18 protein-coding genes are annotated in these 16409 nt (G+C 69.9%); 8 read left to right on the top strand and 10 right to left on the bottom strand.

Going from position 1 to position 16409, the window contains the following annotated elements; translation table 11 throughout:
- The first annotated feature begins 8 nt into the window (after positions 1-8).
- A complete protein-coding gene (locus tag OHA68_RS16245) occupies positions 9-872 on the top strand; it encodes an EamA family transporter (RefSeq protein WP_327108381.1) in 864 nt (287 codons plus the stop codon).
- A gap of 140 nt (positions 873-1012) precedes the next feature.
- The gene (locus OHA68_RS16240) at positions 1013-2137 is read left to right on the top strand and encodes an ATP-binding protein (RefSeq protein WP_327108380.1); all 1125 of its coding nucleotides are present in this window, start codon (positions 1013-1015) and stop codon (positions 2135-2137) included.
- On the opposite strand, the gene hemL is transcribed toward OHA68_RS16240, so the two are convergent.
- Positions 2134-3423, bottom strand: coding sequence for a glutamate-1-semialdehyde 2,1-aminomutase (gene hemL / locus OHA68_RS16235; protein ID WP_327108379.1), 1290 nt, complete (start codon positions 3421-3423; stop codon positions 2134-2136). The two genes, OHA68_RS16240 and hemL, sit on opposite strands and share 4 nt — an antisense overlap.
- A gap of 118 nt (positions 3424-3541) precedes the next feature.
- On the opposite strand from hemL, the gene OHA68_RS16230 reads away from it, so the two are divergent.
- Together OHA68_RS16230 and OHA68_RS16225 are read left to right on the top strand one after the other, a co-directional pair.
- A complete protein-coding gene (locus OHA68_RS16230) occupies positions 3542-3775 on the top strand; it encodes a type II toxin-antitoxin system VapB family antitoxin (RefSeq protein WP_327108378.1) in 234 nt (77 codons plus the stop codon).
- Entirely contained in the window at positions 3772-4182 is a 411-nt protein-coding gene (locus tag OHA68_RS16225) for a PIN domain nuclease (protein ID WP_327108377.1), read from the top strand. The genes OHA68_RS16230 and OHA68_RS16225 overlap by 4 nt, the downstream gene beginning before the upstream one ends.
- Position 4183: 1 nt before the next feature.
- Here OHA68_RS16225 and OHA68_RS16220 read toward each other — a convergent pair whose 3' ends face one another.
- The 6 genes from OHA68_RS16220 to OHA68_RS16195 all read right to left on the bottom strand — a co-directional run bounded on the left by OHA68_RS16220 (position 4184) and on the right by OHA68_RS16195 (position 10332).
- Positions 4184-4813, bottom strand: a complete 630-nt coding sequence (locus tag OHA68_RS16220; RefSeq protein ID WP_189142129.1) for a bifunctional DNA primase/polymerase — start codon at positions 4811-4813, stop codon at positions 4184-4186.
- Positions 4814-4942: 129 nt separating this feature from the next.
- Positions 4943-5926, bottom strand: a complete 984-nt coding sequence (gene hemB / locus OHA68_RS16215; RefSeq protein ID WP_327108376.1) for a porphobilinogen synthase — start codon at positions 5924-5926, stop codon at positions 4943-4945.
- Positions 5923-7470: a bifunctional uroporphyrinogen-III C-methyltransferase/uroporphyrinogen-III synthase gene (locus OHA68_RS16210; RefSeq protein WP_327108375.1), complete on the bottom strand. Its 1548-nt coding sequence runs from the start codon at positions 7468-7470 to the stop codon at positions 5923-5925. The genes hemB and OHA68_RS16210 overlap by 4 nt, the downstream gene beginning before the upstream one ends.
- Positions 7467-8390 (bottom strand): hydroxymethylbilane synthase, encoded by a 924-nt coding sequence (gene hemC / locus OHA68_RS16205; protein ID WP_327108374.1) that lies wholly within the window; start codon positions 8388-8390, stop codon positions 7467-7469. The genes OHA68_RS16210 and hemC overlap by 4 nt, the downstream gene beginning before the upstream one ends.
- A gap of 11 nt (positions 8391-8401) precedes the next feature.
- Complete coding sequence (locus OHA68_RS16200) at positions 8402-9658, bottom strand: glutamyl-tRNA reductase (RefSeq protein ID WP_327108373.1); 1257 nt, start codon at positions 9656-9658, stop codon at positions 8402-8404.
- The gene (locus OHA68_RS16195; protein WP_189142125.1) at positions 9655-10332 is read right to left on the bottom strand and encodes a redox-sensing transcriptional repressor Rex; all 678 of its coding nucleotides are present in this window, start codon (positions 10330-10332) and stop codon (positions 9655-9657) included. The genes OHA68_RS16200 and OHA68_RS16195 overlap by 4 nt, the downstream gene beginning before the upstream one ends.
- 126 nt (positions 10333-10458) lie before the next feature.
- On the opposite strand from OHA68_RS16195, the gene OHA68_RS16190 reads away from it, so the two are divergent.
- Entirely contained in the window at positions 10459-10695 is a 237-nt protein-coding gene (locus tag OHA68_RS16190) for a glutaredoxin family protein (RefSeq protein WP_189142124.1), read from the top strand.
- Here the strand turns inward: OHA68_RS16190 and OHA68_RS16185 are convergent, their stop codons facing one another.
- Positions 10696-12228 (bottom strand): hypothetical protein, encoded by a 1533-nt coding sequence (locus OHA68_RS16185; RefSeq protein WP_327108372.1) that lies wholly within the window; start codon positions 12226-12228, stop codon positions 10696-10698.
- Positions 12229-12406: 178 nt separating this feature from the next.
- Here OHA68_RS16185 and OHA68_RS16180 point away from each other — a divergent pair, with 178 nt between their 5' ends.
- The 3 genes from OHA68_RS16180 (at position 12407) to OHA68_RS16170 (ending at position 14642) form a co-directional block, all read left to right on the top strand.
- A complete protein-coding gene (locus OHA68_RS16180) occupies positions 12407-13045 on the top strand; it encodes a sigma-70 family RNA polymerase sigma factor (RefSeq protein ID WP_189142122.1) in 639 nt (212 codons plus the stop codon).
- A gap of 71 nt (positions 13046-13116) precedes the next feature.
- Positions 13117-13752, top strand: a complete 636-nt coding sequence (locus OHA68_RS16175) for a DUF5667 domain-containing protein (protein WP_189142121.1) — start codon at positions 13117-13119, stop codon at positions 13750-13752.
- Positions 13753-13766: 14 nt separating this feature from the next.
- On the top strand, positions 13767-14642 hold the full coding sequence (locus OHA68_RS16170; protein WP_327108371.1) for an HAD family hydrolase: 876 nt from the start codon (positions 13767-13769) through the stop codon (positions 14640-14642).
- A 152-nt stretch (positions 14643-14794) separates the two neighbouring features.
- Here OHA68_RS16170 and OHA68_RS16165 read toward each other — a convergent pair whose 3' ends face one another.
- Both OHA68_RS16165 and OHA68_RS16160 read right to left on the bottom strand, forming a co-directional pair.
- Positions 14795-15787, bottom strand: a complete 993-nt coding sequence (locus tag OHA68_RS16165; RefSeq protein ID WP_327108370.1) for an LCP family protein — start codon at positions 15785-15787, stop codon at positions 14795-14797.
- Positions 15787-16371 (bottom strand): RNA polymerase sigma factor, encoded by a 585-nt coding sequence (locus OHA68_RS16160; RefSeq protein WP_327108369.1) that lies wholly within the window; start codon positions 16369-16371, stop codon positions 15787-15789. Before OHA68_RS16160 ends, OHA68_RS16165 begins: the two co-directional genes overlap by 1 nt.
- Positions 16372-16409: the final 38 nt, after the last annotated feature.

Below are 16409 nucleotides of genomic sequence, written 5' to 3'. Positions count from 1 at the left end.
GCCACCGCGTGAGGCCAGGCCACCTGGCCCTCGCCATCGGCCTGGCCGCGGTCTGGGGCGTCAACTTCGTCGTCATGCAGGTGGGACTGCAGCACTTCCCGCCCCTGCTGTACGCGTCGTTGCGGTTCACACTCGCGGCCTTCCCCGCCCTGTTGCTGGTCGGGCGGCCGGAAGTGCCCTGGCGATGGGTCGTCGCGGTGGCGGCCACCCTCGGAGCGGGCCAGTTCGGCCTGCTGCTCGTCGGCATGCGCGCCGGGATGCCGGCCGGGCTGACCTCCCTGGTCCTGCAGATGCAGGTCCTGTTCACCATCCTGTTCGCGGTGACGCTCCTCGGCGAGCGGCTCACCGCCCGACGCGTCGCCGGCCTGGCCGTCGCCTTCGGCGGCCTGGCCCTGGTCGCCTTCGACTTCGGCCTGTCAGGCCCGGTGGGCGCCTTCGCCCTCTGCGTGGCCGCGGCGGCCGCCTGGGGCCTCGGCAACGTGGCCCAGCGCAAGGCCGCCCCGCCGGACGCGCTGCGCTTCATGGTCTGGGTCAGCGCCCTGTCCGCGCCCCCGCTCCTGCTGCTCTCCCTCCTGGTGGAGGGCGCCCCCGACCTGGCCGCCCCCGTCGAGGGCTGGCTCTCGCTGGCGTACGTCGCCTTCATCTCCACACTCGGCGGCTTCGGCGTCTGGGGCTACCTGCTGCGTCACTACGACGCCTCGACCGTGGCGCCCTACACGCTGCTGGTCCCCGTCTTCGGCATGTCCTCGGCCGCCCTGCTCACCGGCGAGGCCATCTCCTGGCTCCAGGTCCTCGCCGCCGCCCTCATCGTGACCGGCGTCCTGTACGCGGGCACCCGCGCCCGCTCCCCGAGACCCGCCCCCACCCACTGAGCCCTCAGAGAACCGCCGCCGCGGCCATAAGGACCCCGCTCGCGAAAACCGGAAAACTTCGCTCGCGAAATCGCGAAAAGTCTGCTCGCGGATTCGGGAAACTATGCTCGCGGATCTGGGAAGATGCAGGTGAGACGTACTTGGCCTTCGCCTTGGATGACCCGCGCACCTTCGCTCGTCGCCGACCGCAGCCGGTGATCATCGATGAGATCCAGCGCGCCGGCGATCCGCTGATCCTGGCGATCAAACAGGTGGTGGACGAGGACTGGAGTCCAGGGCAGTTCGTCCTCTCAGGCTCCACCCGGTTCCTCAGCGTGCCAACCCTGTCGGAGTCCCTCGCCGGACGCGTGGCCTTCGTGGATCTGTGGCCGTTCGCGGTCACCGAACGCACTGGGGGCACGGGCGGCTTCTGCGATCGGCTATTCGCGGATCCGACCTCGGTGACCCAGCGGGCATCGGCATGGACGAGGGATGACTACATCAGGCTCATCTGCCACGGCAGCTACCCGGAAGTGCTCCGGCTGACCTCACCCGTCGCCGTCCGAGGATGGTTCCGCGGTTATCTGGACACGGTGATCTTCCGCGATATCCAGGAATTCGCCCAGGTCAACAAGGTGCGGGCGATACCTGACCTCATCGCCCTCGTAGCCGCTCGCGCAGGCGGCCAATTGGTCCTCTCGCACCTCTCCAACAGCCTCGGGCTGGATGCGACCACCATCCGCTCCTATCTGGCCTATCTGGAAACGGTCTTTCTGATCGCTTCCGCACCGGCATGGTCCAACAACTTCTCCACGCGGGTCACGCATGCTCCCAAGACCTATGTGACCGACAGCGGCCTGGCCGCACATTTGCTCGATGTGGACGCCGAGTCCCTGCTGGCACCGGGACATCCCGCACTCGGCGGACTGCTCGAAACATTCGTCTTCTCGGAGCTGCTCAAGCTGTCCACCTTCGCCCGCCGGCACGTCGTGGTGCGGCACTACCGCGACAGAGACAAGCGGGAGGTGGATTTCCTCCTCGAACGCCGGGACGGGAGCGTCATCGGCATAGAAGTGAAGGCTTCCTCGACGCCCAAACCCGAGGACGCGAGGCACCTTCGCTGGTTGAGGGACACGCTTGGCGACAGGTTCCGCGCTGGTTATGTGCTACACCTCGGCGACACGAACCTGCCCTCCGGTGATCGTATCTTCTTCACTCCGCTGTCGGCTCTGTGGGACCATGCCGAGCCCGGTATTCTCCGGCCGCGTCTGCCCGGTGGAGGTTAGCGGGCCGCCGCCGCGGCCTTCGCCGCCGCCGGCAGCGCGTCGGCGACGCGGCTGAGGGCCTCGTCGTCGTGGGCGGCCGACAGGAACCACGCCTCGTACGCCGACGGCGGCAGGTAGACGCCCTGGTCCAGCATCGAGTGGAAGAACGCCGTGTACGCCGCCGTGCTCTGCGTCCGGGCCTCGTCGAAGTTCGTCACCGGACGGTCGGTGAAGAAGACGGAGAACAGACTGCCCGCCGTCTGCAGCCGGTGCGGCACCCCCGCCGCCGTCAGCGCGTGCGCCGCCGCCGTCGCCACCGTCGCCGCCGCCGCGTTGATCTTCGTGTACGCCTCCGCGTCCAGCGCGTGCAGCGTGGCCAGGCCCGCCGCGCAGGCCAGCGGGTTACCCGACAGGGTGCCCGCCTGGTAGACCGGCCCCTCCGGCGCGAGGTGGGCCATCACGTCCGCCCGGCCGCCGAACGCCGCCGCGGGCAGCCCCCCTCCCATGACCTTGCCGAACGTCATCAGGTCCGCATCCACCGGGTCCAGGCCGTACCAGCCGGAGGGTGAGACGCGGAAGCCGGTGAGGACCTCGTCGACGATCAGCAGCGCGCCGTTGGCGGTGCACAGCTCCCGCAGGCGGGCGTTGAACCCGTCGAGCGGCGGCACGATCCCCATGTTGGCCGGGCAGGCCTCGGTGATCACGCAGGCGATCTCGGCGGTCGCGAACGCCTCCTCGACGGCCTCGATCGAGTTGTACGGCAGCACGATCGTGTCGGCGGCCGACGCCCCGGTCACCCCGGGCGTGTCCGGCAGCCCGAACGTCGCCACCCCCGACCCGGCGGCGGCGAGCAGCGCGTCCACGTGCCCGTGGTAGCAGCCCGCGAACTTGACCACCTTGGAGCGCCCGGTGAACCCACGGGCCAGCCGCACGGCGCTCATCGTCGCCTCGGTGCCCGAGCTGACCAGGCGGATCTTCTCCACCGGCGCGACCCGGGCCACCATCGCCTCGGCCAGCGCCACCTCGCCCGGCGTCGCGGTGCCGTAGGAGAACCCGTGCGCCACCGCCTTCGACACGGCCTCGACCACCGCGGGATGCCGGTGCCCCAGGATCATCGGCCCCCAGGAGCAGACCAGGTCGACGTACTCGTTGCCGTCGGCGTCGGTGATGTAGGGCCCCTGGCCCGAGACCATGAAGCGCGGCGTCCCGCCGACGGCGCCGAACGCGCGAACCGGCGAGTTGACACCCCCCGGCACGACGGCGCAGGCGCGGGCGAACAGGTCCTCGGAGTTATGTGTACGGCTCACCCGACCAGGTTAGGTCCCCCCACCCACGCCCCCGGCGGCGGGCGACCTCGACACCCGCCGCCAGCGAGCTATGATGATGATGTACATAACTCTTGTATATGACCAACATGGAGGAGTCATGATAGTTACTCAGATCGATCTCGACGACGAGGCCCTCAACGAAGCCATGCGCATGATGGGCACGTCCACGAAGAAGGAGACGGTCAACACCGCCCTTCGCGAGTACGTCGCTCGCGTCAAACGCATCGAGGCGCTGGAGAAGCTCGCATCCCGAGCGCAACGCGGGGAGTTCGACGCGGCGTCGGCGGCCCGGGACGCCGCCAAGGCCGCATGGAAGCAGACCATGACGTGACCTCGTATCTCATCGACACCTCCGCGTTGTGGCACCTCCTGCGCAATCCCGAAGTGATCGAGGCGTGGGGTGATCGTCTCACCACACAGCCGGTGCGGATGTGCGAGCCCACGAGGACGGAGTTCCTCTACTCTGCGACCGGTCCAGCGCACCGGGATGAGCTGGCCGCGGAGCTCGACGCCCTCTGCCAACTTGCCCCCGTCCCCAAGGCCGCGTGGCGATGGGTGGAGAACGCCCAGTACAAACTGACCCAGCGCGGTCAGCACCGCTCAGCCGGAGTGATCGATCTACTGGTGTGCGCCACGGCCGTGCACCATGGACTCACGGTTCTGCACGTCGACGACGACTTCGCCGCGGTAGCCAAGATCATGCCCGAAGTGGAGCAGCGCGACATCCGGCGGTTCTGAGCTAGTCGGCGAGCCACTCCAGGACGCGCAGGGGGTCCGGGAGCGGGCGGCCGTCCGGGGGGCGCAGCCAGGAGACCGGCTGGCCGGTCGGGAGCGTGGACGGCGGCGCGAGGACGTAGCTGTCGCGGCAGTGCCAGCGCAGGCCCGGGGTGTCCTCGATGGTGGCCGGGTCGCAGTCCAGCTGACAGGACCACCACTCGTCCTCGTCCTCGGGGTTGCCCCGGGTGGCCACATAGAAAAGGACCCGGTCACCGTTGGCGGCGACCGGGCCCGAGTCGGCTCCGGCGTTGTCGATCCGCGTGAGGGCGGACAGGCCGGTGGGCAGGGGTACATCGAAGACGTCGAACACGCGTCCGGTGGGCAAGATGACGTTGGCCTCGGGGTCGCGCTGCCACCAGCGGGTGAGCTGGGTGGGGTCCGTCGTCGCCTGGATGTGCCAGGCGGGCGAGACCGGATGCGCGCCCGGGTCGGGACAGCCGACGCGGTCACAGGAGCAGGCACGGGAGCCACGTCGCAGCGGGGAGGCGCCGGGCACACACGGCCACCCGAGGGCGGCATAACCCAGCACAGTGTCGATTCGCGTCGCTCGCGACCGTTTTTTGGTACGCCGAGCTAGAGGTACCCCCACCATAAGGTGTCTCCCGTCAAGTCTGTGCCTGAAGCGGTCCCGGCTCCGGGCCGTACGCACACGCGGGACACACCAGCACTTCTTGCCCCACTCTAACGCACAGGCCTCAGCACTTAACGGCAAACCCATGGGTTAGAGGCGGCGCGCCACCTCGGTGGCCCAGTAGGTGAGGATCAGGTCGGCGCCCGCGCGCTTGATCGACACCAGCGACTCCATGATCATCCGGTCGCGGTCGACCCAGCCGTTGGCCGCGGCAGCCTCGATCATCGCGTACTCGCCGCTCACCTGGTAGGCGGCGACGGGCACGTCCACCTCGTCGCGGAAGCGCCTGATGACGTCGAGGTAGGCCAGCGCGGGCTTGACCATGACGGCGTCGGCGCCCTCGGCCAGGTCCAGGCGCACCTCACGCAGCGCCTCCTCCAGCGGGCCCGCCGGATCCTGCTGGTGGGTGCTGCGGTCGCCGAACTGCGGCGCGCACTCGGCGGCGTCCCGGAACGGCCCGTAGAAGGCGGAGGCGTACTTGGCGGAGTAGGCGAGGATCGGCAGGTCCGCGAAGCCGGCCGCGTCCAGCGCCGCCCGGATCACGCCCACCTGGCCGTCCATCATCCCGCTGGGCGCGATCATCTGCGAGCCCGCCGTGGCCTGCGCGACCGCGATCGAGGCGTAGCGCTCCAGCGTGAGGTCATTGTCGACGTCGCCCGACTCGGTCAGGATGCCGCAGTGCCCGTTGTCGGTGAACTCGTCGAGGCAGGTGTCGGCCATGACCACGACGGCGTCGCCGACCTCGGCGCGCACGTCGCGCAGCGCCACCTGCAGGATGCCGTCGGGGTCGTCGGCCGCCGAACCGCGCGCGTCCTTCACCGCCGGGATGCCGAACAGGATCACCCCGCCCACCCCGGCCTCGGCCGCCTCGCGGGCGGCCTTGCGCAGCGAGTCGCGGGTGTGCTGGACGACGCCCGGCATGGAGACGACGGGATGCGGCTCGCCGATGCCCTCCTTGACGAACATCGGCAGGATCAGGTCCGCGGCGTGCAGCCTGGTGCCGGCCACCATCCTGCGCAACGCCGAGGTACGACGCAGCCTGCGCGGACGGGCGACGGGGAACTCGGCACTCACTTCGCTCTCCTCCTGGCTCCCCTGCGGTTCTGGGACGGCCTGCGCGGGGTGTCACCGGCGATGACGGCGGCCTCGCGCTGTTTGGCGCCGTAGGACGCCAGCGCGGTCGCCAGGGCCGACGCGGAGGCCTTGTCGGCCATGACGTCGACGCGGAGCCCGAACTCCTCGGCGGTCTTGGCCGTCTGCGGCCCGATGACGGCGATCACGGTGACGTTGTGCGGCTTGCCCGCGATGCCCACGAGGTTGCGCACGGTCGAGGACGAGGTGAACAGGACCGCGTCGAACCCGCCGCCCTTGATCGCCTCACGGATCGGCGCGGGCGGCGGCGCGGCCCGTACGGTCCGGTAGGCCGTGACGTCGTCGCACTCCCAGCCGAGCTCGGTCAGCCCGGCCACCAGCGTGTCGGTGGAGATGTCGGCCCGCGGCAGCAGCACCCGGTTGATCGGGTCGAGCATCGAGTCGTACGGCGGCCACTCGGCCACCAGCCCCTCCGACGACTGCTCGCCCGACGGCAGCAGGTCGGGCTTGACGCCGAAGTCGATCAGCGCCCGCGCGGTGGCGTCGCCCACGGCGGCCACCTTGAGCCCAGCGAAGGCGCGCGCGTCGAGGCCGTACTCCTCGAACTTCTCGCGCACCGCCTTGACCGCGTTGGCGCTGGTGAAGGCCACCCACTCGTAGCGGCCGGTGACCAGGCCCTTGATGGCGCGGTCCATCTGCTGCGGAGTGCGGGGCGGCTCGACCGAGATGGTCGGCACCTCCTCGGGCACCGCGCCGTAGGAGATGAGCTGCTCGGACAGGCTCTTGGACTGCTCCTTGGTGCGCGGCACCAGCACCCGCCAGCCGAACAGCGGCTTGGTCTCGAACCACGAGAGCTTGTCGCGCAGGCCGACCGCCGCACCCACGACGATCAGCGCGGGCTCGGTGAATCCGGCGTGCTTGAGGTCGGCCTGCAGCCTGCCGAGCGTCGAGACCACGGTGTACTGCTCGGTCGTGGTGCCGCCGCTGCTGACCGCCACGGGCGTGCTGTCGGGCTTGCCACCGCCGATCAGCGCCTTGCCGATCGCGACCGCCTCGGTGATGCCGTTGTAGATGACGAGCGTGCCCGGACAGGCGGCGTGCGAGGACCAGTCCTGGTCCTGTGCGGCGTCGACGACCCTGAACTCGGGCACCGAGGTCGCGGGCGGGATGCCCGCGTAGGTGAGCACGGCGGTCGCGGGCGGGACGCCGGGCACGACCTCGAAGTCCACCTCCGCCGCGGCGCAGGCCGCGACCTCCTCGGCGACCGAGGAGAACAGCATCGGGTCGCCCTCGCACAGGCGCACGACGAACTGACCGGCTTTGGCGTGCTTGAGGTAGTCGCCGTCGGCGACGACGTGCACACCTTCGCGGCAGTGCCGTAGCAGCGGGCCGTGTAGCTCTTCCTCCAGCACGACCACGTCGGCCTTGGAGAGCAGCTCGGCGCCGCGGAGCGTGAGGAGATTCGGATCTCCTGGCCCCGCGCCTACGAACGCGACGAAAGCGGAGGTTGGACTATCGGAGCTCAATGGGAATGCTCCCCCATCAATTTGTCGGCCCCTTCGCGAAGCATCTGGGTCGCGAGCTGGCGCCCCAGGTCTTCAGCCTCCGAAGGAATGCCGGCGGCGGACTTGCGTACCGTGCGCAGGCCGTCGACGGCGACGACTGCGGCGGTCAGGTTCAGAGTGTGCCCGTCATCGAGGGCGAACGCACCCACGGGAGCCGAACAGCCTGCCTCGAGTGCGGCCAGGACGGCTCGCTCGGCCGCCACCGCGGAGCGGGTCCGCGGGTCGTCGAGCACGCCGAGGAAGTCGACGAGGTCGGCGCGGTCGGACAGGCACTCCACGGCCAGCGCGCCCTGGCCGGGCGCGGGCAGCAGCTCCTCGACCTCGAAGATCTGGGCGATCTCGGCCGTCCTGCCGATCCTGGTCAGGCCGGCGGCGGCGAGCACGACCGCGTGCAGCTCACCGGAGGTGACCTTGCCGATCCGGGTGTCAGCGTTGCCGCGGATCGGGACGTAGTCCAGATCCGGCCGCAGCGCGCGCAGCATGGCGACCCGGCGCGGCGAGCCGGTGCCGACCCGGGCGCCGGGCGGCAGGTCCGCGAACTTGACCTCGCCGACCAGCGCGTCGCGGTGGTCGTGCCGGGTGGGCAGGGCGGCCAGCGCTATCCGGGGGTCGGGCTTGGTGGGCAGGTCCTTCAGCGAGTGCACGGCGAAGTCGATCTCGCCCTCGATCAGCTTGTCGCGCAGCGCGCTGACGAACACGCCGGTGCCGCCGAGCTGGGCCAGGCTCCCCTTGGTCACGTCGCCGAAGGTCGTCACGCCGACCAGCTCGATCGGCCGGCCGGTCCGCTCGGTGTAAGCGTCGGCGACCATCTGCGACTGCGTGGTCGCCATCAGGCTGCGCCTCGTGCCAAGGCGCAGCGGGCCTTCCGTCTGTGGAGTCACAGCCTGTGGAGTCACAACTCCACCTCCCTCACGGCCTCGGGCGTCTTCGGATCCAGATCGAACAGCTCACGCAGCGCCTCGGCATAATGATCGCCGCCTGGCGAGGTGGCGAGCCGCTTGACACGCACAGTGGGCTCGTGGAGCAGCTTGTCGACGACTCTCTGCACGGTGAGGGTCACCTCGTCCCTGAGCTTGCCGTCGAGATCGGGCACGCGCATCAGCAGGCGGCCCAGCTCGGACTCGACCACGCCTGCCGCCTTGCTGCGCAACGCCACCACGGTCGGAGTGACCTTGGCGGCCCGCTCCGACTCCAGGTAGGCGGCGAGCTCCTGCGCGACGAGCTTGCGCACGGACCTTACCGCGTCACCCTCGCGTGAGCCGATTCCGGACACCCGGATCGTCTCCAGGTCCACCAGGGTGACGCCCGGAACGGCGCGCACCGCCGGGTCGATGTCGTGCGGCAGCGCCAGGTCCAGCAGGAACGTCCCCGGCGACACCATGTCGGTGCCGATCAGGTGACGGCCCGCGCCGGTGCAGGTGATGACGATGTCGGCCGTCGCCAGCTCACGGGCGACGGCGGAGAACTCCACCGCCCTGCCGCCGACCGTCTCGGCCAGCCGCGCGCCGCGCTCGTACGTACGGTTGGCGATCACGATGTCCGTGACGCCGGCGCGCGCCAGTGTGGCGGCGGCCAGCGAGCTCATGGAGCCCGCGCCGATCACCAGGGCGCGCCGCCCGGCCGGCTCGCCCGCGAGCGCGAGGCCCGCGCTGACCAGCGAGGCCCCGGCCTTGTCGATGCCGGTCTCGGTGTGCGCCCGCTTGCCGACCCGCAGCGCCTGCTGGACCAGCTCGTTCAGGGTGGCGCCGACGGTGCCGTGCTTCTGTGCCAGCTTGAGCGCGTGGCGGGTCTGGCCGAGAATCTGGCCCTCGCCCACGACCATGGACTCCAGGCCGCACACCATCGAGAACAGGTGCTCGACGGCCTGCTCCTCGTAGTGCACGTAAAGGTGCGGGGTGAGCTCGTCGACGGGCACGCCCGAGTGGAGGCTGAGCAGGCCGGTGACGGCCGTGACGGCCGCGTGGAAGCGGTCCACGGCGACGTAGACCTCGACCCGGTTGCAGGTCGAGACCACGAAGGCCTCCGCCACGCAGGGGTCCTGCTGCACGTCGTACAGCAGCTTGACGAGGGCTTCGCCGCTCACCGAGACGCGTTCGAGCAGGGCCACCGGCGCGGTCCGGTGGCTGAGTCCGATTGCCAGAACACTCATTGACTGTCCACTGCCATGAGTGGCCCCCCAGCTTTGCGCTGCTCGTGGAACGCAAGGATCTGCAGTTCGATGGATAGGTCGACTTTACGGACATCGACGCTGTCCGGAACAGTGAGCACGACCGGGGCGAAGTTGAGGATGCTGGTCACCCCGGCGCTCACCACACGATCGCACACTTCCTGCGCCGCGACCGCCGGTGTCGCCAGCACCACGATCGAGACCCCACGCCGCTTGATCACGGCCTCCAGCTCATCGATGTGCTCCACATTCAACCCCGCTATGTCGTCGCCCACGACTTCGGGGTCCGCGTCGAACACGGCCGCGATGCGAAATCCCCGGGAGACGAAGCCGCCGTAATTGGCCAGCGCGCGGCCCAGGTTACCGACACCGACGATGGCGACGGCCCAGTCCTGGGTCAGGCCGAGCTCGCGGGAGATCTGGTAGACGAGGTATTCGACCTCGTAGCCGACGCCGCGGGTGCCGTAGGAGCCGAGGTGTGACAGATCCTTGCGCAGCTTGGCGGAGTTGACCCCGGCGGCCGCGGCGAGATCCTCGGAGCTGACGGTCGCGGTGCCACGCTCTGCCATCCCGTGCAGCGCCCGAAGGTACAACGGGAGCCGTGCGACCGTCGCTTCGGGTATGCCTCGATCACGAGGCTGGGACGGGCTCTTCACTTGCCGGAGCTCCAGGGGAACGGGCGGCCTTGGGCCGCGTGACTGGGGATGGAACCGTCTTTCAGGTTAATCCTTTTGTGAACCGATGCACAAAGTCACCGTCCGCCGAGCGCTACGGTGGACGTCATGCACCGCATCACGCTGCTCGGAAAGCCCGGTTGCCACCTGTGTGCGGACGCGCGCGAGATCATCGCGCGGGTCGCCGGCGAGCTGGGCGTGCCGTGGGAGGAAGTGGACATCAACTCCTCCGACGAGCTGCGGGAGCGCTACTGGGAGATGATCCCGGTCACCCTGATCGACGGTGTCCAGCACGACTTCTGGCGGGTCTCGGAAGATCGGCTGCGCGCGGCCCTGGCGGCCTAGTCAGAACATCGCCATCGGCAGCGGCACGACCTTGGCGGCGTTCACGTTGAGCTCGATGATGTTGGTGGCCAGCACCATGGCCTGACGCTCGTTGATGAAGCGCTCGATGTGCGGCTGGCGCTGGTGGTCGCGGTAGGCGACCTCGTCACGGTAGAGCTCGTAGACGATGCGCTGCAGCGGTGCGGACTTGACCGCGTGGCAGGCGTAGATCAGCGTGTCCGGCTCACCGCGCCGGACCGCCTCGACGGTCAGGTCGGCCAACTGGTCGAAGGCGGGACCCGAGCCGTCCATGAGCGTGAAGACGGTCAGCATGCCGTAGATGTTCGGCGAGGGCTTGCCGGAGGTCTGCTGCGGGGCAGGCTGCACCATGGGCTGAGGGCCGGTCTCCGGCATGCGGGGGGCAAACAGCTCGGCACCCGAGTAGCCGCCGCCGGACATCGGAGCGCCGGGCATCGAGCCACCGGGCATCGAGCCGCCGGGCATCGAGCCGCCAGGCATCGGAGCGCCGGGCATCGAGCCGCCGGGCATCGACTGGTCGCGCGGGTCGGCCTGGGGCGGGCCGCCGTGCCGGCCGTTCATGATGTAGCCGGTCGAGGGGCCCGCGTCCGGCGGCGGCGACATCCGGGCGGCGTAGTCGACCTCCTGGTCGTTGGCCCGGTATTCGGCCACCAGGTCGCCCAGGCCCGACCTGCGCTGGCGCGGCGGCTCGGTGGCGGCCAGCGGGACGGGCTCCGGCGCGGGGCGGTGACCCGGCGGCGGCTGCTCCTGCGGCCGGGGTCCCACCGGCCGCTGCTGCTCGCGCCGCCCACCGACCGGCCGCCTGTCCTGCTGCTGGTCGACGAACTCGTCGTCCTCTTCGTCGTCGTACGGCGCGAGCGGGCGCAGCACGGTGTACCAGATGGCCGCGGCGGCGGCGATGAGCAGCATGACGGTGAAGAAGCCGGGCACCGCGAACTGCATGGCGCCCATGAGCGCCAGCCCCGAGGGGGCGATGACCAGGACCGCGTGCAGGTTGTCGGTGTCGTACTCGTCGCCGCCGCGCCACCGCAGCGCCGCGACCACGATGGTCCCCAGCATGATGAGCGCGGCGATGACATGCAGGGCGATGAGCAGATAGGCGGGGATGACCGCCCAGTGCGCGGACGACACCGGCACCGACTTGCCCATCTCCTCGCTGATGAGCGGGTCCACCACCATGATCACCAGGGCGACGATCGTGTAGGCGATGCCGAACAGCCAGGCCAGGAACTTCGGCGGCACCTTCTCCGCCAGCAGCTGGATCAGCCCGACGGCCAGCCAGAGCGGCGCCAGCATCGACCCGGTGATCTGGAGCACCTTGAAGGTGACGACCCCGAACCCGACGAGGTAGCCGAAACCGATCACCGCCAGCGACAGGCACAGCGCCGGACCGGCGATGGTCCAGGCGATCAACCAGCCCTCGGGCTCCTCGCGCAGCCGGCGGACCAGCGCGACGGAGGCGATCGCAGCCAGGAGCGCACCGGCGAACGCTATGACAGCAACGAGGATCTCCATGGTGACTCCTATGCTGCCGGACTATGCCTCCCAGCCGGTAGCCGAAGAGGGAAAGGGTCGATCCACACCGTATCTGCCGATTAAGCGGCGGCATGCAAGGAGGATGTGGATTGTGGAATTTCCGGTTGATTTCTAGAGTGTTCGAGCACGGCGCACCCCTTAGCCTTAGGGATACCGGATGCCTGACTCGTGGCCGTTCTCCGGGCTGCTCACGCCAGCGACGGCTGGCTCGGCCCGGACGACCCAGCTTGCCGTGCGTGAAGACGTCACCGACGATCTCCGCACCCTGGTCCTGCACGCGAAGACCGGGGACACGGATGCCTTTGGCACGCTCTATGACCGTTATGTGGATCTTGTTTATCGCTACATCTACTTCCGGGTCGGCTCCCATCCGCTCGCCGAGGATCTGACCAGCGAGACCTTCCTGCGGGCGCTGCGCCGGATCGCCGACTTCACCTGGCAGGGCCGTGACTTCGGCGCCTGGCTCGTGACCATCGCCAGAAACCTGGTCGCCGACCATTTCAAATCCGGGCGCTACCGCCTGGAGGTCTCGACCGGAGAAGTGATCGACGTTCCCCTCGAAGGAGCGCACATCCCGGAGAACGCCGTGGTGACCGCCATCATCAACGACCGGGTGCTCCGCGCCGTCCGCGATCTGAACCCCGAGCAGCAGGAGTGCGTGGTCCTGCGATTCCTGCACGGGCTGTCGCTCGCGGAGACCGCGCTCATCATGGGGAAGAAAAGTGGAGCGATCAAAGCGCTGCAGTTCCGGGCGATCCGCACGCTGGCCAGAGCACTGAAGAACGACCTTGCGTAACCTCGCGCCGCGCGACGTCGTTAGGCAGGTGTCACGGCAGCATCGAATCTCGGGGGCGTCAGGGAGCGATCATGGGTAGGGCGCGCAGGACGCACGAGCGCGTGCTCGGTCACCTCACAGAGCTGGGAGCGCTGTCACGCGGCGGGGTTCCGGACCCGGCCTTCCGCGCGCGCCTGCGCGAACGGCTCACCTCCGCCCAGCCCGCCGAGCATCCCGTACGACCGATCCGGCGCACCCACCGGCGGCCCCGGCCCCAGCGGTCCCTGTCCACCTCGATCGTCCCGATCGGCCTGATGACCGCCATGCTGCTGACCTCGGTCGCGACCTACCGCGCGGTGCCCGGCGACACCCTCTACCCGCTCAAGCGCGCGGCGGAGAGCACCCTGGTCCGGCTCAGCACCGACGACGTGGTGCGCGGCGAGCGTGAACTCGTCTCGGCCAAGACCCGGGCGAAGGAGGTCGCCCAGCTCCTCGGCTCCTCCAGTGCCGGGCCGCTGGTCCACAGGACGCTCAAGGACATGGAGCAGTCGACCCGGGCCGGCATCACCAGGCTGCGACGCGCCGAGCCCCGCTCGCCGAAAATCGACCGCTTCGCCGAGGACCAGCGGAACATGGTCGAGCCGATGCTCGAACAGCTCGACGGTGTGGAGCAGGACCAGGCCGTCGGCTACCTCGACTACATCGACGGGCTCGCCGCTCCGGGATAGGTAGGCTGAAGCCCATGTGGCGGCTAATTCGACGACGGCAGCAGACCGAGGCGGAGATCGCCGGTGAGGTCGCGGCGGCAGCGGCTGTGGTCGCGCCCCCGACCGAGCCCGACCTCCAGGCTGCGGCCTTCTTCGACGTCGACAACACGATGATGCGTGGCGCGTCGATCTACCACTTCGCCAGGGGCCTGTCGACGCGGGGCATGTTCAACACCACCGACCTGTTCAAGTTCGCCATCGGGCAGGCGGTGTTCCGGCTGCGCGGCAACGAGAACCCCGAGCACATCGCCGTCGCCCGCGAGACCGCGCTCGCGTTCGTCGCGGGCGCCAAGGTCGACGACGTCGTACGCCTCGGCGAGGAGATCTACGACGAGGTCATGGCCGACCGCATCTGGGGCGGCACCAGGGCGCTCGCGCAGAGCCACCTGGACCAGGGCCAGCGGGTCTGGCTGGTCACCGCCACGCCGGTGGAGCTGGCGCGGGTGATCGCCCAGCGGCTGGGCCTGACCGGGGCCCTCGGCACCGTGGCCGAGACCACGGACGGCATCTACACCGGGCGGCTGGTCGGCGACCTGCTGCACGGCCCGGCCAAGGCCGAGGCGGTGCGGGCGCTGGCCCGCCGCGAGGGCCTCGACCTGACCAGGTGCACCGCCTACAGCGACTCGGCCAACGATCTGCCCATGCTGTCGCTGGCCGGTCACGCGGTGGCCATCAACCCCGACAGCGAGCTGCGCGAGCACGCCAGGAAGCACGACTGGGCGATCAAGGACTTCCGCACCGGCCGCAAGGCGACGCTGACCGCGCTGCCGATCGCGGCCGGCGTGGGCGCGGTGGCCGGCGGGGTGGCCGCCGGCCTCGCGCTGCGCAAGCTCTACCGCGCCACCCGCTGACGGCACCGGTCCACCACCCGATCCTTAGACCGGTCCGATCGGCCGGGCCTTAGACCGGACCGATCGACCGGGCCTTAGACCGATCCCACCGGTGGCCCTTTAGACCGGTCCGATCGGCCGGGTCTTTCTCCGGGGCGCTCCCGGCGGCCGGTTCATCTCAGGGTCGCGAACAGGCGGTCCGCCTCCGGCTGTTTCCACTGGATCCCGCGGGGGTTGTCAGGACGAGGTTGCCAGGGAACCGTGCGGAAGGTCACCGAAGCACCCTCCAGGCTGGAGACGAGCTCGATCATGGACTCCATGTCCAGCGCCTCGTCGGTCTTGACCGACTTCGCCGCCACGGCCATGAAGGCGCGCAACTTGGCCGGGTCGTCGAGGGCCCGCCTGGCCTTCTTCACCATCGCCTGGATGAGTTTCTGCTGGCGTTTGATCCGCTGTATGTCCGACCCGTCGCCGTAATAACGCAGCCGCATGTAGCCGAGCGCCTGCTCGCCGTTGAGCATGCTCTTGCCCGCCGGGAGTCTCAGCTTGGACTTCGGCTCGTCGACCGGCCGCGCCAGCGTGACCTCGACCCCGCCGAGCGCGTCGACGACCTGCTTGAACCCGGCGAAGTCGACCTCGATCATGTGGTCGATCCGTACGTCGGTCAGCGTCTCCACGGTCTTCACCGCGCAGCTCAGCCCACCACGGTCGAAAGCAGAGTTGATCAGGCCGGTACGGGCGGGCTCGGAGCCGCATCGCGGGATCCGCACCCAGGAATCCCGCGGGAGGTTGACGGCCGTGACCTTCTTCCGGTCGGCCGGCAGGTGCAGCACGATCATCGTGTCGGTGCGTGCCCCCTGGGCGAACCTGGGCGAGCCCACCTGACTGTCGGTGCCGACCAGCAGCACGTTCAGCGCGCCGCGCACGTCGGCGGGGCGCTGACCGGCCGGCGGGGGAACGGTCTCCCAGCCGGCGATCAGCAGCGTGGGCACGGCGACCACCGCCGCGGTCACGACGGCGACCAGGGCCGTCATCGTCCAGCCGAACCCGGCGCGGCGCGGCCGGGCCGCCAGCATGCGCGCCCGCTGGCGTACCAACGTCGCCGGAGGCTCGTGCCCCAGGCTGTCGCCGAAGTCGCGGAGCGTCCGCAGGTCGTCGTCCATCATCACTCCTGCCCTCGCAGCATCGGGTTGGTGTCGCCGAGCGCCGCGCGGACCTTCCGCCTGCCCCGGTTGAGGCGGGAGCGCACGGTGCCGATCGGGATGTCGAGCGCCTGCGCGACCTCCTCGTACGTCAGATCGCCCCAGGCGATGAGCAGCAGCACGTCGCGGTCCCTGGCGGGCAGCGCGGCCAGGGCGCCGGCCAGCGCGGGCCCGGCCGCCCGCGCGGTCGCCCCCGCCGCGACGCGGTCGGCGGGTGACTCCACGTCGAGGTCTACCGGCGCGCGCCGCAGCGCCCTGTAGCGGGCCGCCTCGGTGCGATGGTGCCGGGCCATGAGCCTGGTGAGAATGCCGAAGAGCCACGGCCTGGCGTCGGGATACCCCAGGTCGTAGCTCTTCCTACGGGAGAAGGCGACCAGGAACGTCTCACCGACGAGGTCCTCGGCGGGCTCGGGGCCGAGCCGTTTGGAGACGTACCTGTAGAGCATGGCGGAGTAGCGGTCGAACAGCTCGGCGAACGCCTCCGGCTGGGACCAGGAGGCGCTGATGAGCTCAGCGTCCGCGCCCTGGATGGCGGGTTGCGTGATCATCTCCGCCCTTCTGTGGGGGAATCAGTCGATGATGTCTT

Origin of the sequence: Nonomuraea glycinis, assembly GCF_035920485.1 — a bacterium.
Taxonomy (GTDB): Bacteria; Actinomycetota; Actinomycetes; order Streptosporangiales; family Streptosporangiaceae; genus Nonomuraea; species Nonomuraea glycinis.
Note: the sequence above shows the minus strand (reverse complement) of the source record. Positions and strands in the feature narration are given on the sequence as shown.

Coding starts and splice junctions, on each gene's coding strand:
- OHA68_RS16180 (WP_189142122.1), top strand. CDS start 12,407: ATGCCTGACTCGTGGCCGTTCTCCGGGCTGCTCACGCCAGCGACGGCT.
- OHA68_RS16220 (WP_189142129.1), bottom strand. CDS start 4,813: ATGGTGGGGGTACCTCTAGCTCGGCGTACCAAAAAACGGTCGCGAGCG.
- OHA68_RS16170 (WP_327108371.1), top strand. CDS start 13,767: ATGTGGCGGCTAATTCGACGACGGCAGCAGACCGAGGCGGAGATCGCC.
- OHA68_RS16230 (WP_327108378.1), top strand. CDS start 3,542: ATGATAGTTACTCAGATCGATCTCGACGACGAGGCCCTCAACGAAGCC.
- OHA68_RS16175 (WP_189142121.1), top strand. CDS start 13,117: ATGGGTAGGGCGCGCAGGACGCACGAGCGCGTGCTCGGTCACCTCACA.
- OHA68_RS16190 (WP_189142124.1), top strand. CDS start 10,459: ATGCACCGCATCACGCTGCTCGGAAAGCCCGGTTGCCACCTGTGTGCG.
- OHA68_RS16200 (WP_327108373.1), bottom strand. CDS start 9,658: ATGAGTGTTCTGGCAATCGGACTCAGCCACCGGACCGCGCCGGTGGCC.
- OHA68_RS16165 (WP_327108370.1), bottom strand. CDS start 15,787: ATGATGGACGACGACCTGCGGACGCTCCGCGACTTCGGCGACAGCCTG.
- OHA68_RS16160 (WP_327108369.1), bottom strand. CDS start 16,371: ATGATCACGCAACCCGCCATCCAGGGCGCGGACGCTGAGCTCATCAGC.
- OHA68_RS16185 (WP_327108372.1), bottom strand. CDS start 12,228: ATGGAGATCCTCGTTGCTGTCATAGCGTTCGCCGGTGCGCTCCTGGCT.